The following is a 25414-nucleotide window of genomic DNA, read 5'->3' on the forward strand; positions in this document are numbered from 1 at the left end:
CGTCAACCGGTTTTCCTGACCGACGTGTCCGCATATCGTGCTCCGCTCTCCGGAACATGTGTTAACGGTCCGTTTCGGGGGTGTCTGTCTGGGATCAGTTTGTCCGGATTTCGGGCAGCCGAGGCTTCCTGATGTTGTCAAACCGAGACCCTTTAAGTGTGGTTTACAGCCCGTCGTTCCTTAATAGTTGGCTCCATTGAGCTCGGGTCAATGGGTCGGCGCACTGTGGGGAGTGCGGACTCACGAGCACACTCGGGGCACTGAAAACGATCGCCGTCAGGGGTGTCGGTGGATCTCTCCAGTGCCCCTCTCGCAGTCAAAAGTGGACTCATGAGGAGGAAACCCATGCGCGGTGCCAAGAGCGCCAAGTGGGTCGCGGGAGCGGCAATCATCGCCCTGGCCGCGACCGCCTGTGGCGGGGGCGACAGTGACGACAGCGGCAACTCCGCTTCCAAGGAGAAGGGCAAGCCGGCGGGCTACGTCTCCATCGACGTCGGCGAGCCGCAGAAGCCGCTGATCCCGGCGGACACGAACGAATCGCTCGGCAGCTACGTCATCCAGTCGCTCTTCACCCAGCTGCTCGACTTCGATGCGGACGGCAAGATCGTCTACACGAACGCCGAGTCCGTGAAGTCGGACGACAACAAGACGTGGACCGTCAAGCTGAAGCCCGGCTGGAAGTTCCACGACGGCACCCCGGTCACGTCCGAGTCGTACATCAAGGCGTGGAACTGGTACGCGAACGTCAAGAACGCCCAGCAGAACGCGTTCTGGTTCGAGGACATCAAGGGCTACGCGGACGTCCACCCCGAGAAGGGCGACCCGAAGGCCACCGAGATGTCCGGTCTGAAGGCGGTCGACGACACCACCTTCACCATCGAGCTCAACAACCCGGTGCCGTACTACGAGTACAAGCTCGGCTACGCGACCTTCGCGCCGCTGCCGGAGGTGTTCTACAAGGACACCAAGGCGTTCGGTCAGGCCCCGGTCGGCAACGGTCCCTACGTCTTCGAGAAGTGGGACCACAAGAAGCTCATCCGGGTCAAGGCCAACCCTGACTACCAGGGTCCGAACAAGGCCAAGAACAAGGGTGTCCTCTTCAAGAACTACGCCACCGTCGAGGCCGCGTACCAGGACCTCCTCTCCGGCAACCTGGACATGATCCGCCAGGTCGGCCCCCGCGACCTGCCGAAGTACAAGTCCGACCTCGGTGACCGCGCGATCGACCAGCCGTACGCGGCCATCCAGTCGCTCGTCCCGACCTTCTACTCGAAGACCTTCAAGGACATCGACCCGAAGGTCCTCCAGGGTCTGTCGATGGCGATCGACCGCGACACGATCACCAAGACCGTGCTCAACGGCACCCGCAAGCCCGCCACCAGCTTCACGCCCCCGGGCGTCGCCGGAAACCAGGACCTGGGCACCGACGTGTTCAAGTTCGACCCGGCGAAGGCCAAGAAGCTCGTGACCGAGGGCGGCGGCGTCCCGGAGAACAAGATCTGGATCCAGTACAACGCCGACGGCGGCCACAAGGAGTGGGTGACCGCGGTCTGCGAGTCCATCCGCAACTCCACCGGGGTCGACTGCGTGCCGGACGCCAAGCCGGACTTCCAGACCGACCTGGAGGCGCGTGACAACGACCAGGTCAAGGCGATGTACCGCGGTGGCTGGGTCGCCGACTACCCGCTGAACGTCAACTTCATGCGGGAGCTGTACGGCACCACCGCCGAGGCCAACAACGGCCGGTTCTCCGACAAGGGGGTCGACGCGGCCTTCAAGAAGGGCGACAACGCGGCGTCCCTCGAGGAGTCGATCAAGGCCTACCAGGACGCCGAGAAGCTGGTCCTCGAGAAGATGCCGGCGATCCCGCTCTGGGAGTACAAGACCAACGGTGGGTACTCCAAGGCCGTCGACAACGTGACCGTCGACTTCCACGGTGACTACAACATCACCGACGTCACGGTCGCCAAGTAACACACGCCTGAGGGCCCCCACTCGGCCATCAGCCGCCCACACCAGGCAGTAGGTCCCGGGGGGCCGCTCTCCGTATCCGGAGGGCGGCCCCTGGGCTGCTTTATCCCTAATCGGAGGCAAACATGGGGCGTTACGTCGCGCGGCGACTGCTCCAGATGATCCCGGTCTTCCTCGGTTCGACCGCCCTGGTCTTCGCCATGATGTACGCGCTGCCCGGAGACCCCGTGCGCGCGCTCGCCGGCGAACAGACCGTCGACCCGACGCAGATCGCGGAAATGAAGAAGGAGCTCGGTCTCGACCTGCCGCTCTGGCACCAGTACTGGAACTACCTCGTGAACCTGTTCCAGGGTGACTTCGGCACAGAGATCGCCAGTGGCCGTCCGGTGGCCGACACCATTTCGGATGCGCTCCCGGTGACCATTCGACTGGCTCTGTTTGCCTTCGTCTTCACCGTGGTCGTCGGCATATCCATGGGCGTGTTCGCCGGCCTGAAAGCAGATGCTCTGCGGGACCGGGGTCTGTTGTTCATCACTCTCCTGCTCATCTCGGTTCCCTCTTTCGTTCTGGGCTTCCTCGCCCAGCACCTGTTCGCCCATAAGCTCGGCTGGATCAGCCCCAACGTGAGTCCAGAGGGCAACTGGAGCGAACTGTTTCTTCCCGCCGTCGTCCTCGGATCGCTCTCACTCGCCTACGTCGCGCGGTTGACCCGCACCTCGGTCGCGGAAAACCTGCGCTCCGACTACATACGCACCGCGGTGGCCAAGGGCCTGCCGCGTCGACGCGTCGTCGGTGTCCACCTGATGCGCAACTCCATGATCCCTGTCGTCACCTTCCTCGGTACCGACCTCGGCGCGCTGCTCGGAGGGGCGGTGGTCACCGAGGGCATCTTCAACGTCCAGGGTGTCGGCCGGGCCGTTTTCGGAGCTCTGCAGCACCGTGAAGGCGCCACGGTCGTCGGCATCGTGACCCTGATTGTCATCGTGTATCTCGTCACCAGTCTGCTCGTCGACCTGCTCTACGCGGTCCTGGACCCGAGGATCCGTTATGCCTGAGGCGCTCAAGGAAGCCACCGCATATGAGCTGGTCGAGACCGGTGACCCAGCTCCCGCCGCACAGGTGGGCAAGCCCCGCAGCCTGTGGTCGGACGCCTGGCACGATCTGCGGCGCAGTCCGCTGTTCGTCGTCTCGGCGATCCTGATCGCTTTCCTGCTCGTGATGTCGATCTTCCCCGGTCTGTTCACCAGCGCCGACCCGCGGTATGCGGACCTCGCCCACCACTACCTCCAGAAGCCCAAGTGGGGGAACTTCTTCGAGGAGGACTGGTTCGGGTACGACGTCCAGGGGCGTTCGATCTACGCGCGTGTCGTGTACGGCGCCCGTGCCTCGATCACCGTTGCGCTGGTCGTCACCGCCCTCGTCACGATCCTGGGCACCGTGGTCGGCATGCTCGCCGGATACTTCGGCGGCTGGATCGACACCTTGCTCTCCCGGGTTACCGACATCTTCTTCGGTGTCCCGTTCATCCTCGGCGCGATGGTCGTCCTGACCTCGTTCGAGGAGCGCAAGATCTGGGTCGTCATCCTGGCCCTGGCCTTCCTCGGCTGGACCCAGATCGCCCGTGTCGCGCGCGGTTCCGTCCTGACGATCAAGCAGGCCGACTACGTGATGGCGGCCAAGGCCCTCGGCGCCTCGACCACCCGCATCCTGCTCCGTCACATCCTGCCCAACGCGATCGCACCGGTGATCGTGGTCGCGACCATCGCGCTCGGCGGCTACATCTCGGCCGAGGCCACGCTGTCCTTCCTGGGCATCGGCCTCGCCGAGCCGACCGTGTCGTGGGGTGTCGACATCTCCTCCGGCCAGGAGCAGCTGCGCAACGCCGCGTTCGTCCTGATCATCCCGTCGGTCATGGTGTCGATCACCGTCCTGGCGTTCATCATGCTCGGCGATGCGGTGCGCAACGCCCTCGACCCCAAGCTGCGCTGAGGGAGGCGTACATGACCATCATCGACAAGACGGCGGATGCCCCCGCTCCGCGCGGTTCCGCCGACGAGAGCGGTCCGCTGCTCGAAGTCCGCGACCTGCACGTGGAGTTCCACACCCGCGACGGCGTGGCCAAGGCCGTGAACGGCGTGAACTACAGCGTCCGCGCGGGCGAGACCCTCGCCGTGCTCGGCGAGTCTGGCTCCGGCAAGTCCGTGACCGCCCAGGCGATCATGGGCATCCTGGACATGCCCCCCGGTCGCATCCCGAAGGGGGAGATCCTCTTCCGCGGCCAGGACATGCTCACCATGTCCAACGAGGAGCGACGGAAGATCCGCGGCCGGAAGATCGCGATGATCTTCCAGGACGCGCTCTCCTCGCTGAACCCGGTGCTCTCCGTGGGCTACCAGCTCGGCGAGATGTTCCGCGTGCACCAGGGCCTCTCCAAGAAGGAGGCCAAGGCCAAGGCCATCGCGCTGATGGACCGGGTGCGCATCCCGGCGGCCAAGGAGCGGGTCAACGACTACCCGCACCAGTTCTCCGGCGGTATGCGCCAGCGCATCATGATCGCCATGGCGCTCGCCCTGGAGCCCGACCTGATCATCGCGGACGAGCCCACCACGGCGCTCGACGTGACCGTCCAGGCCCAGGTCATGGACCTGCTCGCGGAGCTCCAGCGCGACTTCAACATGGGTCTGATCCTGATCACCCACGACCTCGGCGTGGTCGCCGACGTCGCGGACAAGATCGCCGTGATGTACGCGGGCCGGATCGTCGAGACCGCACCGGTCCACGAGATCTACAAGCGCCCGGCGCACCCGTACACCAAGGGTCTGCTGGAGTCGATCCCGCGCCTGGACCAGAAGGGCCAGGAGCTCTACGCGATCAAGGGCCTGCCGCCCAACCTGCTGCACGTGCCGTCCGGCTGCGCCTTCAACCCGCGCTGCACGATGGCGCAGGACATCTGCCGTACGGACATCCCGGCGCTGCGCCCGGTGACCGAGCAGGACGGCACCGAGCTGGTCGGCCGCGGCAGCGCCTGCCACTTCTGGAAGGAGACGATCCATGGCTGAGCTCGGCAAGGAGTCCGTGGACGCCACCCCGAACGTCACCGAAGTGGCGGCGGTCAACGCGGTCACCGGGACGGAGGCCGTGGCCGCCCTCGACGCCCCGGTGTCGCAGGGCGAGCCGATCCTCCAGGTGCGCAACCTGGTCAAGCACTTCCCGCTGACCCAGGGCATCCTGTTCAAGAAGCAGGTCGGCGCGGTCAAGGCCGTGGACGGCATCTCGTTCGACCTCTACCAGGGCGAGACGCTCGGCATCGTGGGCGAGTCCGGCTGCGGCAAGTCCACCGTCGCCAAGCTCCTCATGACGCTGGAGCGGGCCACCGCGGGCGAGGTCTTCTACAAGGGCCAGGACATCACCAAGCTGTCCGGCCGCGCGCTGAAGGCCGTGCGCCGCAACATCCAGATGGTGTTCCAGGACCCGTACACCTCGCTGAACCCGCGCATGACGGTCGGCGACATCATCGGGGAGACCTTCGAGATCCACCCCGAGGTGGCCCCGAAGGGCGAGCGGCGCCGCAAGGTGCAGGACCTGCTGGACGTCGTCGGTCTGAACCCGGAGTACATCAACCGGTACCCGCACCAGTTCTCCGGCGGTCAGCGCCAGCGCATCGGCATCGCCCGCGGCCTCGCGCTCAACCCGGAGATCATCATCTGCGACGAGCCGGTCTCCGCGCTCGACGTGTCGGTGCAGGCCCAGGTCATCAACCTGATGGAGAAGCTCCAGGACGAGTTCAACCTCTCCTACCTCTTCATCGCGCACGACCTGTCGATCGTCCGGCACATCTCGGACCGGGTCGGCGTCATGTACCTCGGCAAGATGGCCGAGATCGGTACGGACACGCAGATCTACGACCACCCGACGCACCCCTACACCCAGGCGCTGCTGTCGGCGGTCCCGGTCCCGGACCCGGACGCCCGTGAGGGCCGCGAGCGGATCATCCTCTCCGGTGACGTCCCCTCGCCGGCGAACCCGCCGTCGGGCTGCCGCTTCCGCACCCGGTGCTGGAAGGCCGAGGACAAGTGCGCCACCGATGTGCCGCTGCTGGCGATCCCCGAGCGCTTCAAGGCCTCGCCGACGCCCGCCGCGCACGAGTCGGCATGCCACTTCGCCGAGGAGAAGGACGTCGTGCACGCGGCGTAGCTCCTGATCCGACCGACGAGGACGCCCGGCCCCCCTCGGGGGCCGGGCGTCCTCGCGTCCCGGCGGCCCCGTACGGCGTACGGCGTAGGCCGACATGCGACGACGTGTCATATGGGGTGATATGAGGCATTGAGCACTCAAGGAACCCTAGGAGGCACTCCATGCGCGGAGCCACACAGGCCAGGTGGGCCGCTTGTGCCGTCGTCGTCGCCCTGACGGCCACGGCCTGCGGCGGCGGGGGCGGCAGTGGTGGCGGCGGCGCGGACGGGATCGTGAGCTCCTCCTGGGGGGACCCGCAGAACCCGCTGGAGCCGGCGAACACCAACGAGGTCCAGGGCGGCAAGGTCCTGGACATGGTCTTCCGGGGACTCGTGCGCTACGACCCCAAGACGGGGGAGGCGAAGAACGAGATCGCCCAGAAGATCGACTCGACGGACTCGCAGAACTTCACGGTCACGATCAAGGACAACTGGACCTTCAGCAACGGCGAGAAGGTCACCGCGAAGTCCTTCGTGGACGCCTGGAACTACGGCGCCGCCCTCAGGAACAACCAGAAGAACGCCTACTTCTTCCAGTACATCGACGGCTACGACAAGGTCCACCCCGAGTCGGGCTCCGCCACCGCCGACACCCTCTCCGGCCTCAAGGTGGTCAACGGCACGACGTTCACGGTCAAGCTGTCGCAGAAGTTCTCGCTCTGGCCCGACACCCTCGGCTACGCCGCCTTCGTGCCGCTGCCCAAGACCTTCTACACCGACCACCAGGCCTGGCTGTCCAAGCCGGTCGGCAACGGCCCGTACACCATCGACCAGTACGCCAAGGGCTCGTCGATGAACCTGCGCCGCTGGGACGGCTACCCGGGCGCGGACAAGGCGCAGAACGGCGGCATCGACCTCAAGGTCTACACGGACAACAACACCGCCTACACCGACCTGACCGCGGGCAACCTCGACCTGGTCGACGACGTGCCGGCCTCGCAGCTCAAGAACGTCAAGGCGGACCTGGGGAACCGGTACATCAACACCCCCGCCGGCATCATCCAGACGCTCGCCTTCCCGTTCTACGAGAAGGCCTGGAGCACACCCGGCGCGATCAAGGTCCGCCAGGGCCTGTCGATGGCGATCAACCGCGACCAGATCACCAGCCAGATCTTCCAGAAGACCCGCACCCCGGCCTCCGACTGGACCTCACCGGTCCTCGGCGCCGACGGCGGCTTCAAGAAGGGCCTGTGCGGCTCGGCGTGCGACTACGACAAGGCGCAGGCCAAGAAGCTGATCGAGGAGGGCGGCGGCATCCCCGGCGGCCAGCTCAAGATCTCGTACAACGCCGACACCGGCTCCCACAAGGAGTGGGTCGACGCGGTCTGCAACAGCATCAACAACGTCATGGGCAACAACAAGGCGTGCGTCGGCGCTCCCGTCGGCACCTTCGCCGACTTCCGCAGCCAGGTGTCCACCCAGAAGCTCACCGGCGCCTGGCGCGCGGGCTGGCAGATGGACTACCCGCTGATCCAGAACTTCCTCCAGCCGCTCTACTACACCAACGCCCCGTCCAACGACGGGAAGTGGAGCGACAAGAAGTTCGACGGCCTGATCGACAAGGCCAACGCCGAGAGCGACAAGGCCACGGCCGTCAGCACCTTCCAGGACGCCGAGAAGGTCCTCGTCGAGCAGATGCCCGTCATCCCGCTCTGGTACCAGAACGGCAGCGCCGGCTACTCGGACCGGGTCGAGAACGTCTCGCTGAACCCCTTCAGCGTCCCGGTGTACGACCAGATCAAGGTCAAGTGACCCGCTGAGGCCGGGGCCGGTGCGGCACACCGCACCCGCCCCGGCCTTCCGGTCCCCGCCCGCCCGCCCGGGAGCTGTCCTGCCGGCCGGGCCGGGGAGCGTGCCCCGGCACCGCACCGCGTGGCACGGCCGGCGGCCGACGACGCCCCGCGCCGCCCCCTCCGCCCCGCGCCGCACGGCACCGGACCCCGCGCCCCGATCCGGCCCGACCGACCAGACACCCCCGACCTCCGGAGCCCCACATGGGACGTTATGTGATCCGGCGGCTGCTGCAGATGATCCCCGTGTTCTTCGGCACCACGCTGCTGATCTTCCTCATGGTGAACGTGATGGGCGACCCCATCGCGGGCCTCTGCGGCGACCGCCAGTGCGACCCCGCGACCGCCGCCCGGCTGCGCACCGAATTCGGCCTCGACCAGCCCGTCTGGCAGCAGTACCTGACCTACATGGGCAACATCTTCACCGGCGACTTCGGCACCGCGTTCAACGGGCAGAAGGTCACGGAGCTGATGGCCACGGCCTTCCCCATCACCATCCGGCTCACCGTCGTCGCGATCGTGTTCGAGATCGTCATCGGCATCAGCCTCGGCGTGGTGACCGGGCTGCGCCGCGGCCGGCCCGTCGACACCTCGGTGCTCGTCCTGACCCTGGTCGTCATCGCCGTGCCCACCTTTGTCACCGGCCTCCTGCTCCAGCTCCTGCTGGGCGTGGAGTGGGGCATCATCAAGCCGTCCGTCTCGCCGGAGGCACCGGTCGACGAGCTCATCGTCCCCGGCCTCGTGCTGGCCTCGGTGTCCCTGGCCTACGTCACCCGGCTCACCCGGACCTCGATCGCCGAGAACGCCCGCGCCGACTACGTCCGCACCGCCGTGGCCAAGGGCCTGCCCCGGCGCCGGGTGGTCGTGCGGCACCTGCTGCGCAACTCCCTCATCCCCGTCGTCACCTTCATCGGCACGGACGTGGGAGCCCTGATGGGCGGAGCGATCGTCACCGAGCGCATCTTCAACATCCACGGAGTCGGCTACCAGCTCTACCAGGGCATCCTCCGCCAGAACTCCCAGACCGTCGTCGGGTTCGTCACCGTCCTGGTCCTGGTCTTCCTGGCCGCGAACCTGATCGTCGACCTCCTGTACGCCGTACTCGACCCGAGGATCCGCTATGCCTGAGCAGCAGCCGTGGGACGAGACGACGGGCAGCGGAGCGATCTCCGGGGCGGGCGCGGGCGGGGCCATGGACCTCGCGGTGGAGGAGGGCACCACCCTGGAGCGGACGCCCGGCGGCCCCGAGGGCACCGGGCCGGCGGGCAAGCCGCGCAGCCTCTGGTCCGACGCCTGGCGCGACCTGCGCCGCAACCCGGTCTTCATCGTCTCCGCACTGGTCATCCTGTTCCTGGTGGTCATCTCGATCTGGCCGTCGCTGATCGCCGACCAGGACCCGCTCGACTGCGACCTGGCGAAGGCCCAGGAGGGCTCCCAGCCGGGCCACCCCTTCGGCTTCGACGGCCAGGGCTGCGACGTCTACACCCGCACCGTCTACGGCGCCCGGACCTCGGTGGCCGTCGGCGTCCTCTCCACTCTCGGGGTCTCACTGCTCGGCGGGGTGCTGGGCGGCCTCGCCGGATTCTTCGGCAAGGGATGGGACGCCGTGCTCTCCCGCATCACGGACGTCTTCTTCGGCATCCCCGTGGTCCTCGGCGGCCTGGTCTTCCTGTCCGTCGTCACCAGCTCCACCGTCTGGCCGGTGATCGGCTTCATCGTGCTGCTGGGCTGGCCCCAGATCGCGCGCATCGCACGCGGCTCGGTCATCACCGCCAAACAGAACGACTACGTCCAGGCGGCCAGGGCGCTGGGGGCCTCCAACCCGCGGATGATGCTGCGGCACATCCTGCCCAACGCCGTCGCGCCGGTCATCGTCGTCGCGACCATCGCCCTGGGCACGTACATCTCGCTGGAGGCGACCCTCTCGTACCTCGGGGTCGGTCTGAAACCGCCGGCCGTCTCCTGGGGCATCGACATCTCGGCCGCTTCCGCGTACGTCCGCAACGCGCCGCACATGCTGCTCTGGCCCGCCGGTGCGCTGGCCGTCACCGTGCTCGCCTTCATCATGCTCGGCGACGCGGTGCGCGACGCCCTCGATCCCAAGCTGCGCTGAGGAGTCCGCTGCCATGTTGCTCGAAGTGCGCGATCTGCACGTGGAGTTCCACACCCGGGACGGGGTCGCCAAGGCCGTCAACGGGGTCAACTACTCGGTGGCCGAGGGCGAGACCCTCGCCGTCCTGGGGGAGTCCGGCTCGGGCAAGTCGGTCACCGCCCAGGCGGTCATGGGCATCCTCGACACACCGCCCGGGAAGATCAGCGGCGGCGAGATCCTGTTCAAGGACCGCGACCTCCTCACGCTCAAGGCCGACGAGCGCCGCCGGATCCGCGGCCAGGAGATGGCCATGATCTTCCAGGACGCGCTGTCCTCGCTGAACCCGGTGCTCAGCGTCGGGCAGCAGCTCGGCGAGATGTTCGTCGTGCACCGCGGGATGTCCCGGGGCGACGCCAGGAACAAGGCCATCGAGCTCATGGACCGGGTGCGCATCCCGGCGGCCCGGGAACGCGTCGGCGACTTCCCCCACCAGTTCTCCGGCGGTATGCGCCAGCGCATCATGATCGCGATGGCCATGGCGCTCGAACCCTCGCTGATCATCGCCGACGAACCCACCACCGCCCTGGACGTGACCGTGCAGGCCCAGGTGATGGACCTCCTGGCGGAGCTCCAGCGGGAGCTCAACATGGGCCTGATCCTGATCACCCACGACCTCGGCGTGGTCGCCGACGTCGCCGACAAGATCGCGGTCATGTACGCCGGCCGGATCGTCGAGACCTCGCCCGTCCACGAGATCTACGCGGCCCCCGCCCACCCGTACACCAAGGGCCTGCTCCGGTCGATCCCGCGCCTGGACCAGAAGGGCCAGGAGCTCTACGCGATCAAGGGCCTGCCGCCCAACCTGCTCCACATCCCGCCCGGCTGCGCCTTCCACCCGCGCTGCCCGATGGCCCAGGCCGTGTGCCGGACCGACGTGCCGCCGCTCTACACCGTGGACGAGAACCGCCGGAGCGCCTGCCACTTCTGGAAGGAGACGCTCGATGCACGCTGACGACGCGGGGCGCGGCGGCGCCGCGGGGGGCTCCACCCTGCTCTCCGAGGCGCGGGAGGCGGACCGCACCCGGCCGTACGCCGAGGGCGACCCGATCCTGGAGGTGCGCGGACTGGTCAAGCACTACCCGCTGACCCGGGGCATCCTCTTCAAGAAGCAGGTCGGCGCGGTCAAAGCGGTCGACGGGGTGGACTTCGACCTGGCGGCGGGCGAGACGCTCGGCATCGTGGGGGAGTCCGGCTGCGGCAAGTCGACCGTGGCGAAGATGCTGGTGAATCTGGAGCCTCCGACCGGGGGAGTGATCCGGTACAAGGGGGAGGACGTCACCCGGCTGTCCGGGCGGGCGCTGAAGGCCGTGCGCCGCAACATCCAGATGGTGTTCCAGGACCCGTACACCTCGCTGAACCCGCGCATGACGGTCGGCGACATCATCGGGGAGCCGTACGAGATCCACCCCGAGGTGGCGCCCAAGGGGAGCCGCCGGCAGAAGGTCCAGGACCTGCTGGACGTCGTCGGTCTCAACCCGGAGTACATCAACCGCTATCCGCACCAGTTCTCCGGCGGCCAGCGCCAGCGCATCGGGATCGCCCGCGGCCTCGCGCTCAACCCGGAGATCATCGTCGCCGACGAGCCGGTCTCCGCGCTCGACGTGTCGGTGCAGGCCCAGGTCGTCAACCTGCTGGACCGTCTGCAGGCCGAGTTCAGCCTGAGCTTCGTGTTCATCGCGCACGACCTGTCGATCGTCCGGCACATCTCGGACCGGGTCGGCGTCATGTACCTCGGCCGGATCGTCGAGATCGGCACGGACCAGGAGATCTACGACCACCCGACGCACCCCTACACCCAGGCCCTGCTGTCGGCGGTCCCGGTGCCCGACCCCACCGCCCGCAGGCAGCGCGAACGGATCATCCTGCACGGCGACGTGCCCTCCCCGGCGAACATCCCGTCGGGATGCCGCTTCCGCACCCGCTGCTGGAAGGCCCAGGAACGGTGCGCTATGGAGGTGCCGCTGCTGGCGGTGCCCGCGGTCTTCCGGGACACGCAGACCCCGGCCCGGCACGACTCGGCGTGCCACTTCGCCGAGGAGAAGCGCGTGGTGCCGCCGGAGGGACCGGGCGGGACGCCCGAGGACACCCCGGACTCCGGTCCCCAGCCGCCGGGTGACGGGGAGTGAGGAACAGGCCCGGGGTTCGTTAACACACAGGCAACTCGTCCGTCGTCGTACCGATATACGGACACCCCACTCTGGAGAACGTACGGCCGTGCGGGTGCCGTGAACCGGCCGGGGCGACCACACGTCGCCCCGGCCGGTTACCCGTTCCCCTCCCTCACCGGAGGTCCCCTTGTCCATCGGCGGACCGCGGTGGAGTATCGCTGAGGTGATACTCACACGGGGAGCCAGAATCACCGGAGCGGTGCTGTGCGCCGTGCTCGCGGCCCTTGTCGCCGCCTGGATCGTGCGGGACCTCCGCGCCGTCGGAGACCCGTCCGCCCTGCTGCGCCACTGGGCGGGCTACACCGACGGCCGGCCGGAGGAGCTGCCCGCCACCCTGCAGGCCGATCCGGTCCTGCTCGTCGTCCACCTCCTCGCCCTGGCCGCCGCGCTGCGCTCCTCGGTGGCGGCGTCCACCCTGGTCGTCACCGGACTGGTCACGTTCGTCCTGCGGCTTCCGGGCGTCTGGACCATCGGCTCGTCCTGGACAGGCGAACGCTTCGGCGACGAGCTCCGCACCCGCGCCCTGATCGGCACCTTCGTCACCCTCGCCGCCTGCCTCGCGCTCGTCGTCACCGGGACCGCCGGCCGCAGACGGTCCGAGGACCTGTACGAGCGGCTGCCCACCCGGCCCGGCCGGGGCGCGGGCGTCACGGCGTTCCTGGTGCTCGGGGCCTCGGGAGCCGTACTGATCGCCTGGGAGGTCCGGCAGCTGTTCACGCTGCCCGACGAGGTGTACCCCGCCTGGTACGTCGGGGGTGAGGTCCTCACGCTCGGGCTGACCGCCGCCCCGCCGGGCTGGAGCGGTGCGGCGCTCGGGGTGATCTGCCTGGTGGTGGCCTGGACCGCGCTCTTCCGTGCCGTCCACTCCCGGCCGCTGGGGATGACCGCCGCCGGACTCCTGCTGGTCTCCGGCGGCTGCGGGATCGCCCGGGCCGTCCACAACGACTGGCTGCGGCACTTCGGGGAGGCGGAGACCGAGCAGCGGCTCGTCATGCTTCACCTCCTTCCTGTTCGCCCTCGCGGGGGCGACGGCGCTGGCGGTGCTGGCCCGCCGGGGCTTCGAGACCACCGACGAGCGGGACCGGGGGTACGGCGGCCACGGCGCCCCGCAGGGCGGCGCGTCCGGCTACGGCTACCCGCAGGGCGGCGCGCCCGGGTACGGCTACCCGCAGACCGGCGGCCCCGGCTACGGCTACCCGCAGACCGGCGGCGGGTACCCTTCCCCACCGCCGCCCTCGTCCCCGCCGCCCGGCTGGTGACACCGCGCTCCCGCCCGGGCGGGAGCGCCTACGGCCGGGGCAGGCCCAGGGACCGCCGCAGGAAGTCCACCTGGAACAGCAGCAGGTTCTCGGCCACCTGCTCCTGCGGGGTCATGTGCGTCACCCCGCTCAGCGGCAGCACCTCGTGCGGACGCCCGGCGGACAGCAGGGCCGAGGAGAGCCGCAGGGCGTGGGCGACCACCACGTTGTCGTCGGCCAGACCGTGGACGATCATCATCGGCCGCACCACGTCGGCCGGTTCGGACAGACCCGCGTCGGTCACCAGGGAGTTGCGGGCGTACACCTCGGGCTGCTCGGCCGGATCGCCGAGGCAGCGCTCGGTGTAGTGGGTGTCGTACAGCCGCCAGTCCGCCACCGGGGCGCCCACGACGGCCGCGTGGAAGACGTCCGGACGGCGCAGCACCGCGAGCGCCGACAGATAACCGCCGAAGGACCAGCCGCGGATCGCCACCTTCGACAGGTCCAGCGGGAACCGCCCCGCCAGCGCGTGCAGCGCCTCGACCTGGTCGTCCAGCGCGAGCGTGAAGTCGTCCCGCACCGCCTTCTCCCAGCCGGGCGAACGGCCCGGCGCGCCCCGGCCGTCGGCGACCACCACGGCGAAACCCTGGTCCGCGAACCACTGGGACGTGAGGTGCGCACGCTGGACGGCGACCACCCGGCGGCCGTGCGGACCGCCGTAGGGGTCCATCAGGACCGGAAGCGGACCGTCCGACTCCCGGTATCCGGTCGGAAGCAGCACGGCGCACGGGATCCGCCGTGCGCCCCCCTCGGTCAGGCGGACCTTCGCGGTCAGGACCGGCTCCTGGGCGAGATCGGCCACGGATGCGATCCGCGCACCGTCCCGCAGCACCTGGACGGTGGTCCCCGGCTGGTCCAGGGAGGCCGACACGAGGACCGTGACACCCCCCGCCCGCACCGCGGAGTGCACCCCGGCGCCCTCGCTGACCCGCTCCACGCCCAGCTCGTTGACCCGGTACACATGGCTCTGCCCCGTCTCGGGGTCCGGCGCGTCCTCGCCCGCGGTCGCCCGCACCAGGATGTCCGACTCCCCGATGTCCAGCACCGCCTGCACGTGCAGCCGGCCGCCGGTCAGCGGCCGCCCGCCGACCGAGAGCACCCGCGCGCCCCCCTCGTCGGCGATGCGCACCAGCTGCCCGTCGGGCGCCCAGGCGGGCACCCCGGAGAAGAGGTCGAGCCAGACCTCGTCCTCGTCGACGTGCACCGTGCGGGTCGCCCCGCTCTCCGTGTCGACGGCCAGGTACCGCTGACTGCGCTGGTCGCGGGCCTGCACCAGGAGCAGCGGCGCGCCGTGCGCCGACCAGTGCGCCCGGGCCAGGTAGGGGAAGCGGGAGCGGTCCCAGACCACCTCGGTGCGGGCCCCCTCCAGATCCGTCAGGAAGAGCCGCACCTCGGCGTCGGCGGTCCCCGCCGCCGGGTAGCCCACCTCCGCCGGCCGGGTCCCGGGGTGCGCCGGATCGGCGATCCACCACCGCTGTACGGCGCTGTCGTCGACCCGGGCGACCAGCAGGCGGTCCGAGTCCGGCGACCACCAGAAACCGCGGTAGCGGCTCATCTCCTCGGCCGCGACGAACTCCGCCACACCGTACGAGACATGGGGCCCCTCCGGCTCCGCGAGCGGCCGGTCGCCGTCACCCTCCGCCCCCACGACCCGCAGCGCCCCGCGCGAGACGTAGGCGACGTGCCGGCCGTCGGGGGAGGGGCGCGGGTCGATCACCGGGCCCGCCACCGGCAGGGCGCGCGCGGTGCCCGCCCGCAGCTCGGCGACGTACGCGGTGCCGGAGAGCGCGAAGGCCGCCAACTCCACGGCGTCGTCCACCGCGTAGCCCACGATGCCCGCGGACCCGTCCCTGACCCGCTCCCGCCGCGCCCTCTCCTGCGCCGACAGCCTCTCCGCCGAACCGCCCAGCAGGGCGTCCGGATCGGCGGCGACGCGCTCCGCACCGGTCCCGGTGTCCAGCACCAGGAGGCGGGTCGTCCGGTCGTCCCCGGAAGCCGACCTGAGGAACACCACCCGCGTCCCATCCGGTGAGACGGTGAAGGCCCGGGGTGCGCCGAGAGTGAACCTCTGGGTGCGGGCGTGCTGGCGAGGAAAAGACAGCTTCTGCGAGGTCATGGCTCCGAACCTAGCCCGCCCCCGCCGGTCCGTGCGCCCCTCGTGCTGCTGTGCCCCGATCAATGCGATGGCACGGATAGTTATGATCCGTAGCGCTCGGTGGGTAAGAACCTGCTGGCTCCATGTGTGCTGCCCGTCCCGACCGTACTGATGGAGGTGAACCGCCGTGGCACTCTCGATTTCGGCGGTGGTGCTGCTGGCGATCGTCGTCTTCCTGCTGATCCGGAAATCCGGACTCAAGGGCGGACACGCGGTGGTCTGCATGCTGCTCGGGTTCTACCTCGCGAGCTCGTCGATCGCCCCGACCATCTCGGAGGTGACGTCGAACGTGGCAGGCATGATCGGGGGGATCAAGTTCTGACGGGCCCGGCGGGCGCCCGCGACAGCGTGGGGCGCGCGGCGCCGGGAGCGGCCGGCTCGTAGGGTGGTCCCATGAAGGACCTTCCCGCCCGCCGTCTGCTCCTGGTGCACGCGCACCCCGACGACGAGTCGATCAACAACGGCGCCACCATGGCCAGGTACGTCGCCGAGGGCGCCCACGTCGCCCTGGTGACGTGCACCCTCGGCGAGGAGGGCGAGGTCATCCCGCCGGGCCTCGCCCACCTCGCGGCGGACCGGGACGGCGGCCTGGGCGACCACCGCGTCGGCGAACTCGCCGCCGCGATGCGGGAGCTCGGGGTCACCGACCACCGGTTCCTGGGCGGCCCCGGCCGCTACCGCGACTCCGGGATGACCGGCACCGAGCAGAACCACCGGCCCGGCGCCTTCTGGGCCGCCGACCTCGACGAGGCGGCCGGCCACCTCGTCGGGGTGATCCGCTCCCTGCGCCCCCAGGTCCTCGTCACGTACGACCCCGACGGCGGCTACGGCCACCCCGACCACATCCAGGCGCACCGCGTCGCGATGCGCGCGGCGGACCTGGCCGCCGACCCCGCCCACGACGCCGGCGCGGGAGCCCCGCACACCGTCGCCAAGATCTACTGGAACCGGGTGCCCCGCACGGTGGCCGAGGAGGCCTTCGCCCTGCTGCGGGACACCGCGCCCGACGCCTTCCCCGGGATCGCCGCGGTCGACGACGTCCCCGGAGTCGTGGACGACTCCGTGATCACCACGGAGATCGACGGCGCGGCCCACGCCGCGGCGAAGACCGCCGCCATGCGCGCGCACGCCACCCAGATCGCCGTCGACGGACCGTTCTTCGCTCTTTCGAACGACCTGGGCCAGCCCGTGTTCACCACCGAGTACTACGAGTTGGTGCGCGGCGCCCCGGGCGGGCGGGACGCCGCCCGGGAGCACGACCTCTTCGCGGGCGTGCCGGACACCGGCACCGCACCGGGAGCACGGTCATGAGCGGCAGGCAGAGGCCGCGCGCCTCGTCGCAGTCGCCGCGCACCAACGCCCCGCCCAGGATCCCCGAGGCGTACGGTCCGGCGGCGCGGCCCGACCCCCGGCGGATCCCGCTGTACGCCGGTCTCGCGGTCCTGGGCGCGGCCGTCGGGCTCGCGGGCGCCCTCGTCCAGGCGGCCCTGTTCCCGGGCGGGTTGCTCCTCGCGCTCGCCGCGTCGGCGGGGCTGTTCTACGGCGGCCGGGTGCTGACCCGGACCCAGCTCGGCGCGCTGGTACCGGCGGTGGGCTGGTTCCTCGCCGTGATGGCCCTGCTCGGCGGGCGGCCCGAGGGCGACTACGTTTTCGGACAGGCGCTCGGCCTGGCGCTCTTCATGCTCGGAGGGATGGTCGTGGCTGTGATCTGTGCCACGATGTCGCGGCTGCCCCGTCCGGCCGACGACACCGGCCGACCCGGCGGGTGATGTGGTATATCCGCCTCCGGATTGCCTCTCCGCGCCGTGACGGGTGCATCCTTGTTCCCCCCGGACGCGGAAAGTCTTACGGTGGCGGCCAGTATGGTGGTGCGCGCGCCGAGCCGTCCCCTGGCCTGCGGCACGGGGGAAGTACGGGCGGCGGAGCCAATCGGGAGAACCTGCTTTGAGTCGTGAAACTGACAGTTCGTCGTCCGGGCCCCAGGGGCGCGGAGGAGCCGCGTACCCGTCGGGTACGCCGCCGTACGGATCACGCCAGTACCCGTCGCTGCACCCGTCCCAGGACGGGCCGGAGGAGACTCCGGAGCCTGTGGATCCGCCTCGGCCCGAGGAGCCCAGAACCGAGACGACGCTGACGACGCGGATCCGGATCAACATCCCGGGCTCGCGTCCGATCCCGCCCGTGGTCATGCGTACGCCGATGAGCGAGACGGACCCGTCCGGCGGGCGCCCCGCCTCCGAGCGGACCGGCGGCACGCCGCGCCCCGGCGCGTCCGGGCCGGCCCCGGGCGGGGCCGCCGGGCCCGGCCCGGCCGCACGGGACGGCGGACCCGCGGCGGAGCCCCCGGCCGAGAGGCCCGCCAAGGAGAAGAGCGGCAGCGACTGGTTCGCCCCGCGCAAGGCGCCGGCCCCGGCGCCCGGTGCGGCTCCGGGCCCGGGAGCGCCCGGCCCCGGCGGGCCCTCCGCCGGCGGTCCTCCCGGCGCGGGCCGCCCGGCGGCGCCCCGTGCGGACGCGCCGTACTTCTCGGACGGTCCGCAGCAGCCCGGCGACCGGGGCGGCGCCCCCCGTCCGGGGCGCAGCGCGCTGGACGACCTCGACGGCGGTCCGCGCCCCGCGCCCGGTCCGCGGCCGCAGGATCCTTCCGGCCCCACCACCGGTCCGGTCACCGGGACTTCGTCCCTGACACCGGACCTGGACCGGCTGGCCGGCCGGACGCCCGCCGGAGGGCCGTCCGGTCCCGGCGGCACCCCTCCGCGGATGTCCGACGACACCGCGATCCTGACGCCGCAGGCGCCCGCACCGGCCCCCGGGCCGGGCGGGAACGTCTCCGGTGACACGCTGACCAGCGGCATCCCCGTCGTCCCGGGGGAGCCCCGCTCGGCGTTCCCCGGCGGCCCCGGAGCGATCCGGCCGCCCGAGGGCGGACGGCCGGGGGGCACGGGTGCCCAGGCGGCCGCCCCCAGGCCCGCGCCGAAGCCGGCGCCCCCCGCCAGGAAGGGCCGGTCCAAGACGGTCCTGCTGGGCGCGGGAGTCGTCGTGCTGTGCGGTGTGGCCTACGGCGCCGGTCTGCTGATGAACCACTCCGAGGTCCCCAAGGGCACCACCGTGCTCGGCGTCGACATCGGCGGCGGCACGAAGGAGCAGGCCGTCAGCAAGCTCGACGCCGCCCTCGGCGAGCGGGCCCAGGCCCCGCTGCGGCTGTCCGTGGACGGCAAGGAGCAGGAGCTCTCCCCGGACAAGGCCGGCCTCACCCTGGACAGCCAGGAGACGGTCCGCGGCGCCGCGGGCAGCGACTACAACCCGGTGTCGGTGATCGGTTCCCTGTTCGGCGGGGCGCGCCCCGCCGACCCGGTGATCCCGGTCGACGAGGAGAAGCTCGGCGTCGCGCTGACGGACCTGGCGGGGACCGCGGGCGCCTCCAACGACGGCACGATCAGGTTCGAGCCGAACAAGGCCGTGCCCGTCCCGGGCAGGTCGGGCGACGCGCTGGACGTCAACCGTTCGATGATCTCCGTGCGCGACGCCTATCGCGCGCAGGTCCAGACCGGCCGGCCGGCCGTCGTCGAACTGCCCGTCGCGGCCTCCGAGCCCACCATCACCCAGGCCGAACTGGACCGGGCGATGAAGGAGTTCGCCGAGCCCGCGATGTCCGGGCTGATCACCATCAAGGCCGGGCCCAAGTCGATCGACTTCGGCCCCGCCCGGTCCCTGCCGCAGATCCTGTCCATGAAGCCGGTCGACGGGAAGCTGATCCCGGTCTACGACCGGAAGGCGATCGACACCCTGCTCGACGGTGTCTTCGACGGAATCATGATCACCAAGGGCGACGGGACGAAGCACCAGGTCAGCTCGACCGACGTGGCCCAGGCCATGCAGGGCGCCCTGCTCGGCAGGACACCCGCCGAGCGCACCGTGGCGATCGACCTGAGCGGCGAGGGCTGACCGGCCCGCGGACCCGTGAAAGGCGCCACCCCCGTCCGGACCTCCGGACGGGGGTGGCGCCTTCTCCCGTCCCTACGGGAAGGAGACCACCTGGGAGGGCACGGTGGAGGTGCCCGACGTGGGTGACCCGGTGTCGTTGATGACGTGGTCGTACTGTCCCTGGCCGCCCAGGGACACGACGATCAGGTCGTGGAACTTCACCCCGGGTTTCACCGGGGCCTGGAAGCCGTGCTGCTGACGGATGGTCGGATCGACGTTGAAGAAGCAGTAACTGCCCATGCCCCAGCCCTCGTGGGTGGTCACGGAGTCGTCGACCTTGTAGCCGGCGTAGCCCTTGATGTCGCCGTTCTGGATGGCGGCCTGGTCGGGGGCGTCGTACGCCTTCTCGTTCTGGAAGAAGATCGTCCTGCCGTTCTCGCCGGACCACTGGACGTCGTACTTGTTGAAGTGCTCGACGAACAGCCCGGTGGCCAGCACGTCGTCGCCCTTGACGTGGACGCCGTAGTCGGCCCGGTTGGTCTCCCAGCCGACCCCGTCCCCGTGGTCGGCGCGCCAGACCCAGGTGTGGTCGATGATCGTGTCGTCGCTGTTGACGACGATGCTGGTGGTCGCCTTGCCGGGGCCGGCTCCGCCGATGCGGACGAACACGTCCTGGAGGCTGGTCGGGTTGGCCGCGTGGTCGCCCGACGCGCCGTCGGGGCCGACCTCGACGAGCGTCTCGGAGTTGACCGGACCGGCGTCGACGAGGAGTCCGGCGAGCTTGACGCCGTCCACGTCACCGACCTTGATCGCGGTCACCCCGTTGTCCGGGATGATCGTGGCGAGGCCGAGGCCGAGCGCGACGGTGTTCGCCCGGTCGATCCGGATGGGCTCGTCGACGTGGTAGACGCCCGGGGTGAACAGCAGGTGCAGGCCCTGCTCCACAGCCGCGTTGATGGTCTGGGCGGTCGCCCCGGGCTTCACGACGTAGAACTGGTCCAGGGGGAGGGACTCGCCCTGCGGGGTGCCGTTCCAGGAGACACCGCGCGCGTCGGTGCGCTTGGCGGGGACGAAGACCTTGTAGGCGTCGCCGTCGAGGTAGAGGAAGGGCTTCTCGCGGGAGACCGGGGTGGTGTCCAGGGTGGTGTAGGGCGGCTCGGGGAAGCTCTGGGCGGGGGCGCCCTCCACACCGGAGAAGGTCATGTTCCAGACGCCGTTGCCCCAGCCGCCGATGGAGCTGTCGCGGGTGTACCACTGCTGCTGCGAGTAGGGGCTGACCTGGCCGTCGATCTTGCTGTCGGCGATGTAGCCGCCGCTCGCCCATCCGTAGCCGTCGGGTGCCAGGTTGAGCCCGCCCTTGACGTGCATGCGGCGGAACGGGGCGGCCTGGGAGACGGCCCAGCGGTTGGTGCCGTTGACGGGGTTGAGGGCGAGGTTCTCGGCCGAACGCCAGAAGTTCTGGGTGGCGTTGCCGTCGAACCAGCCCGCGTCGACGGTGACGTCCCCGTTGAACGTCGTGTCGTCGGGCTTGAGTCCGAGGCCCGCGATGGAGGTGTAGAAGCCGATCTGGGCGTTGATGTTGTCGTAGGTGCCCGGCTTGAACATCAGCGCGTAGCGGTCGCTGCCGAACTGCGCGGACTCCTGCTTCTCGAAGATCTCGTCGACCTTGCCCTGGATGTCCGGCGTCGACGGGTCGAAGACCAGCACGTTGGGGCCGAGGTCACCCCCGCCGGGCACCTCCTGGGCCTCGTCGCCGAACGCCGACTGGGCGGTCGGGAAGGCCATGAGCAGCGAAACGGCGAGAGCGGCGACCCCGAGCGTCCGGGAGCGACGGCGGCGGGGTGCGGTGGGGGCCGCGGGATTCGTGGGGGGAACTTGCATGGATGACGTCTCCTGGGTCGTGGTGTGGGGCACGACGGAACCTCGAAAGAGTGAGAGAGCGCTCTCTCGTCTCGCCGATGTAACCGCTCTCAGCCTGGACACGTCAATAGGTGTGCGCCAGGAGGCTCCGGAGACCGCGATACGGGCAACCTCTGACGCCGTACGCGCGCCGATTGGCCCGATCTGTTCCGGATCACCCGTCCCGTGCGTTCACAGGGTGGCGGATCGGCCCGTCCGCCGTGACCGCCGTGACCGGCCCCGCACCCGCGTGTCCGCCGGGGCGGTGCCCGCCGTGCCCGCCGGACCCGGTCAGTTCAGCAGGGCCCTGGCCGCCCGGGCGCGGCGGCGGATCTCCTCGGCCGCCGCCGGCTCGATACCGTCGACGATCTCCGCGTACGTCTCCATCTCCGCCGCGCCCCGCAGGAACTCCCCGCGCTGCACCAGGAGCTGGGCCCGCTCGTAGCGGAGCGCCGCCGGGTGCGAGGGCAGCAGCAGGGAGAGTTCGAGCGCCCACAGGGCCACGTCCGTGCGCTCCGGGCGTGCCGCCGCCCAGGCCCGGACGTTGTTGAGGATCCGCAGCACCGTCTCCAGCGGCCGGGCGGGCACCAGCATCGACGCCTCCAGCGGGACGCCGGTCGCCCCCGCCACCATCAGCTTCGCGTCCTCACCGCTCATCGGGGCGCCACCGGCGAACGGATCCGCCAGCACCCGCTCGGCCGGATCGCCGAAGCCGACCACGAAGTGGCCCGGCAGGGCCACCCCGTAGACGGGCGCCCCGGCCCTCCGCGCCACCTCGATCCAGACCACGGACAGCAGGATGGGCAGTCCTCCGCGCCGCCGCAGGACCTGCTGGAGGACCGACGAGTCCAGCCGCTGGTAGTCCTGCGGCGACCCCGCGAAACCGTTCCGTCCGCCCAGGAGTTCGGCCAGCGCGGACGCCCAGGCGCGGGCGTCGCGGATGCCGTGGGGGAGGAGCCCCGCCAGCCGGTCCAGCTCGATCTGCGCCGCGTCGACGCCGTACGGATCGGCGGTGCCGGGCGACGGCGGGGAGGCCTCTGCGCCCAGCAGCAGGCAGAGCAGGGCGAGGTCAGGCCGTTCGGCGCGCGCCTCCTCGGCGAACCGCCGCCGTCGTTCTGCCGTTCCCGGGTCCTCGGCGCTCATGTGTGCCACGTGTCCCTGCTGCTGTCTGCGCTACGCGGACCGGAAGTGGTGGTAGCGGTGGTGGGGGGCGAAGCCCATGCGGTCGTACAGCGCACGGGCACCGTCGTTGTCGGACTCCACCTGGAGCCAGGCGGCCGATGCGCCCTCCTCCAGCGCCGTGCGGGCCAGCGCCGCCATGACGGCGGTGGCCAGGCCGCGGCGCCGGTGCTCCGGTGCCACCTCGACCGCCATGAACCCCGCCCAGCGGCCGTCCACCACGCACCGTCCGATCGCGGCCGGAGCCCCTGACGGACCGTCGCCCGGTACGGAGGCGAACCATACCGAGGGGCCGCTGCCCAGGACCTCCAGGACGTGCGGTCCCGGCGTCCCGGCGCGCTGGTACCGGGCGAGCCACGCCGCGTCCGGCCGCCGGGCCGTCCGCACCGCGGAGACGTCCGCGGCCAGGTCGCCGACCGGGGCCAGCGGGGCGACGCGCACCTCGGCCGTCACCTCGCGCCGCCATCCGTGGGCCTCCAGGTCCGCGCAGAGCCGCTCCTGGGTGCCCTCGGCGCCCGTCGCGGCCTGGACGCGGGCGGGCAGGCCGCGTTCCGCGTACCAGTGCCGGACACGCCCGAGCGCCTCACCGAGCGGGAGGCCCGGATCGCCGAGCGGCAGCACGGAGTTGGCGCGGCGGGTGAAACCGCCGGCCGCGCGCAGCCGCCAGCCGCCCAGGAGTTCGCTCTCCACGGGCTGCCAGGCGCGCGCGGTGACCGGGGCGAGCTCGCCGAAGGAGGCCGCGGGGCCGCGGCGGCGCGCCGGCGCCGGGGGCACCACCTTGCCCGCCACCAGCGAGGACTCCGCGATCCGGACGCTCTCGCCGCTCCTCGTGGTGACCGAGAGCACACCCTCGTCCCACGATGTGAGAACCCCGATCGTGTCGGTGAACTTCGCGTTCTCGCCCGGGGTGTCGACGGCGCGTCGCACGGACACCCGTTTTCCCACGTCAGCGGGCGTTATGCGAACTTCGAGCCGTCCGCCCATGGTGAATTCCACAGCTCTCTCTGCCCCTCCTGTTCGGATCGTGCCCCGGAACGGAGATACTAGGGGCGGGCATCGACGACGCCGCGCTCCCGCGCGAGAGCCAACGCCCTACCGAGGAGGAACGACAGCGTGACCTACGTCATCGCGCAGCCTTGTGTCGACGTGAAGGACAAGGCCTGCATCGAAGAGTGCCCCGTCGACTGCATCTACGAGGGCTCACGGTCCTTGTACATCCATCCGGACGAGTGCGTCGACTGCGGAGCCTGCGAGCCGGTCTGCCCGGTCGAGGCGATCTTCTACGAGGACGACACCCCGGAGGAGTGGAAGGACTACTACAAGGCGAACGTCGAGTTCTTCGACGACCTCGGCTCACCGGGCGGCGCCTCCAAGCTGGGCCTGATCGAGCGCGACCACGCGTTCATCGCCGCGCTGCCGCCGCAGAACCAGTAGGCGGCACCACCAGCGCCGCCCGGTCCCGTACGGCTTGTCACCGTGCGGGACCGAGGTGTTTCCGGCCGCCCCGCACCCGTACGAGAAAGCAGAGTTCCGTGTCCGAAGCAGTTCCCGTCTCCTCCCGTCTCCCGGTCTTCCCCTGGGACAGGCTCGCGCCCTTCAAGGCGACGGCCGCGGCCCATCCGGACGGCATCGTGGACCTGTCGGTCGGCACCCCCGTCGACCCGGTGCCCGAGCTGATCCAGCAGGCGCTGATCGCGGCGGCGGACAGCCCCGGGTATCCGACGGTGTGGGGGACCGGGGCGCTGCGGGACGCCCTGACCGGCTGGGTGGAGCGCAGGCTCGGCGCGGTGGACGTGACCCACGCGAACGTGCTGCCCGTCGTCGGCTCCAAGGAGTTCGTCGCCTGGCTGCCGACCCAGCTCGGTCTCGGCGCGGGCGACCGGGTGGCCCACCCCCGGCTCGCCTACCCGACCTACGAGGTCGGCGCGCGGCTCTGCGGCGCCGAGTCCGTCGTCTACGACGACCCGACGGAGCTGGACCCCGAGGGCCTGAAGCTGCTCTGGCTCAACTCGCCGTCCAACCCGACGGGCCGCGTCCTGCCGAAGGACGAGCTGACCCGGATCGTGGCCTGGGCGCGCGAGCACGGGGTGCTGGTCGTCAGCGACGAGTGCTACCTGGAGCTCGGCTGGGAGGCCGAGCCGGTGTCCGTGCTCCACGCGGACGTCTGCGGCGGGACGTACGAGGGCGTCGTCGCCGTCCACTCGCTCTCCAAGCGCTCCAACCTCGCCGGTTACCGCGCGGCCTTCGTCGCGGGTGACGCGGCCGTCCTCGGCGAACTGCTGCAGATCCGCAAGCACGGCGGCATGATGACGCCGGCCCCGGTCCAGGCGGCCACGGTCGCGGCGCTGGGCGACGACGCGCACGTGGCCCGGCAGCGGGCGCGGTACGCGCGGCGGCGCACCGTCCTGCGGGCGGCGCTGGAGGCCCACGGCTTCCGGATCGAGCACAGCGAGGCGAGCCTCTACCTCTGGGCCACCCGCGACGAACCGTGCTGGGAGACCGTGGAGCACCTCGCCGGGCTGGGCGTCCTGGTGGCGCCGGGCGACTTCTACGGACCGGCCGGAGACCGCTTCGTACGGGTCGCGCTGACGGCCTCGGACGAGCGGGTGGACGCGGCGGTCGCCCGGCTGTCCTGACGGGCGCGGACAT

At 70.7% G+C, this 25414-nt stretch carries 20 protein-coding genes; 16 read left to right on the plus strand and 4 right to left on the minus strand.

The window, feature by feature from the left end:
* Window positions 1-345 precede the first annotated feature (345 nt).
* The 10 genes from ABZ172_RS08870 to ABZ172_RS08915 all read left to right on the plus strand — a co-directional run bounded on the left by ABZ172_RS08870 (window position 346) and on the right by ABZ172_RS08915 (window position 12271).
* Window positions 346-1974, plus strand: coding sequence for an ABC transporter substrate-binding protein (locus ABZ172_RS08870; protein WP_356881685.1), 1629 nt, complete (start codon window positions 346-348; stop codon window positions 1972-1974).
* 122 nt (window positions 1975-2096) lie between these two features.
* Window positions 2097-3026 carry an ABC transporter permease gene (locus ABZ172_RS08875; protein WP_356881687.1) on the plus strand — a complete coding sequence of 310 codons (930 nt, stop codon included), beginning with the start codon at window positions 2097-2099 and terminating at the stop codon, window positions 3024-3026.
* Entirely contained in the window at window positions 3019-3960 is a 942-nt protein-coding gene (locus ABZ172_RS08880; RefSeq protein WP_356881689.1) for an ABC transporter permease, read from the plus strand. The genes ABZ172_RS08875 and ABZ172_RS08880 overlap by 8 nt, the downstream gene beginning before the upstream one ends.
* Before the next feature lie 11 nt (window positions 3961-3971).
* Window positions 3972-5030, plus strand: coding sequence for an ABC transporter ATP-binding protein (locus tag ABZ172_RS08885; protein WP_356881692.1), 1059 nt, complete (start codon window positions 3972-3974; stop codon window positions 5028-5030).
* Entirely contained in the window at window positions 5023-6165 is a 1143-nt protein-coding gene (locus ABZ172_RS08890) for a dipeptide ABC transporter ATP-binding protein (RefSeq protein ID WP_356881694.1), read from the plus strand. Before ABZ172_RS08885 ends, ABZ172_RS08890 begins: the two co-directional genes overlap by 8 nt.
* 161 nt (window positions 6166-6326) lie before the next feature.
* A complete protein-coding gene (locus ABZ172_RS08895) occupies window positions 6327-7955 on the plus strand; it encodes an ABC transporter substrate-binding protein (protein ID WP_356881696.1) in 1629 nt (542 codons plus the stop codon).
* A gap of 242 nt (window positions 7956-8197) precedes the next feature.
* Window positions 8198-9121 carry an ABC transporter permease gene (locus ABZ172_RS08900; RefSeq protein WP_356881698.1) on the plus strand — a complete coding sequence of 308 codons (924 nt, stop codon included), beginning with the start codon at window positions 8198-8200 and terminating at the stop codon, window positions 9119-9121.
* Window positions 9114-10106, plus strand: a complete 993-nt coding sequence (locus ABZ172_RS08905) for an ABC transporter permease (protein ID WP_356881700.1) — start codon at window positions 9114-9116, stop codon at window positions 10104-10106. Before ABZ172_RS08900 ends, ABZ172_RS08905 begins: the two co-directional genes overlap by 8 nt.
* Before the next feature lie 13 nt (window positions 10107-10119).
* On the plus strand, window positions 10120-11097 hold the full coding sequence (locus ABZ172_RS08910; RefSeq protein ID WP_356881702.1) for an ABC transporter ATP-binding protein: 978 nt from the start codon (window positions 10120-10122) through the stop codon (window positions 11095-11097).
* Window positions 11087-12271, plus strand: a complete 1185-nt coding sequence (locus ABZ172_RS08915; RefSeq protein ID WP_356881704.1) for a dipeptide ABC transporter ATP-binding protein — start codon at window positions 11087-11089, stop codon at window positions 12269-12271. The genes ABZ172_RS08910 and ABZ172_RS08915 overlap by 11 nt, the downstream gene beginning before the upstream one ends.
* Before the next feature lie 1329 nt (window positions 12272-13600).
* On the opposite strand, the gene ABZ172_RS08920 is transcribed toward ABZ172_RS08915, so the two are convergent.
* Complete coding sequence (locus ABZ172_RS08920) at window positions 13601-15727, minus strand: alpha/beta fold hydrolase (protein ID WP_356881706.1); 2127 nt, start codon at window positions 15725-15727, stop codon at window positions 13601-13603.
* 166 nt (window positions 15728-15893) lie between these two features.
* On the opposite strand from ABZ172_RS08920, the gene ABZ172_RS08925 reads away from it, so the two are divergent.
* From ABZ172_RS08925 to ABZ172_RS08940, 4 genes are all read left to right on the plus strand, one after another.
* Window positions 15894-16088: a hypothetical protein gene (locus ABZ172_RS08925; protein WP_014154257.1), complete on the plus strand. Its 195-nt coding sequence runs from the start codon at window positions 15894-15896 to the stop codon at window positions 16086-16088.
* Between the two features lie 71 nt (window positions 16089-16159).
* The gene (gene mshB, locus ABZ172_RS08930) at window positions 16160-17077 is read left to right on the plus strand and encodes an N-acetyl-1-D-myo-inositol-2-amino-2-deoxy-alpha-D-glucopyranoside deacetylase (protein ID WP_356881708.1); all 918 of its coding nucleotides are present in this window, start codon (window positions 16160-16162) and stop codon (window positions 17075-17077) included.
* Window positions 17074-17535: a DUF6113 family protein gene (locus ABZ172_RS08935; protein ID WP_356881710.1), complete on the plus strand. Its 462-nt coding sequence runs from the start codon at window positions 17074-17076 to the stop codon at window positions 17533-17535. The genes mshB and ABZ172_RS08935 overlap by 4 nt, the downstream gene beginning before the upstream one ends.
* Before the next feature lie 175 nt (window positions 17536-17710).
* Entirely contained in the window at window positions 17711-19708 is a 1998-nt protein-coding gene (locus tag ABZ172_RS08940) for a hypothetical protein (protein WP_356881712.1), read from the plus strand.
* A gap of 72 nt (window positions 19709-19780) precedes the next feature.
* Here ABZ172_RS08940 and ABZ172_RS08945 read toward each other — a convergent pair whose 3' ends face one another.
* From ABZ172_RS08945 to ABZ172_RS08955, 3 genes are all read right to left on the minus strand, one after another.
* Complete coding sequence (locus ABZ172_RS08945; RefSeq protein WP_356881714.1) at window positions 19781-21568, minus strand: coagulation factor 5/8 type domain-containing protein; 1788 nt, start codon at window positions 21566-21568, stop codon at window positions 19781-19783.
* Window positions 21569-21877: 309 nt separating this feature from the next.
* Window positions 21878-22729: a transglutaminase-like domain-containing protein gene (locus tag ABZ172_RS08950; RefSeq protein WP_356881716.1), complete on the minus strand. Its 852-nt coding sequence runs from the start codon at window positions 22727-22729 to the stop codon at window positions 21878-21880.
* Window positions 22730-22759: 30 nt separating this feature from the next.
* Window positions 22760-23761 carry a GNAT family N-acetyltransferase gene (locus tag ABZ172_RS08955; protein ID WP_356881718.1) on the minus strand — a complete coding sequence of 334 codons (1002 nt, stop codon included), beginning with the start codon at window positions 23759-23761 and terminating at the stop codon, window positions 22760-22762.
* A 117-nt stretch (window positions 23762-23878) separates the two neighbouring features.
* On the opposite strand from ABZ172_RS08955, the gene fdxA reads away from it, so the two are divergent.
* Complete coding sequence (gene fdxA / locus ABZ172_RS08960) at window positions 23879-24199, plus strand: ferredoxin (RefSeq protein WP_014154250.1); 321 nt, start codon at window positions 23879-23881, stop codon at window positions 24197-24199.
* 98 nt (window positions 24200-24297) lie between these two features.
* Window positions 24298-25401 carry a succinyldiaminopimelate transaminase gene (gene dapC, locus ABZ172_RS08965; protein ID WP_356881720.1) on the plus strand — a complete coding sequence of 368 codons (1104 nt, stop codon included), beginning with the start codon at window positions 24298-24300 and terminating at the stop codon, window positions 25399-25401.
* Window positions 25402-25414 lie beyond the last annotated feature (13 nt).

Origin of the sequence: Streptomyces sp. NPDC006296 (assembly GCF_040613235.1) — a bacterium.
GTDB lineage: Bacteria > Actinomycetota > Actinomycetes > Streptomycetales > Streptomycetaceae > Streptomyces.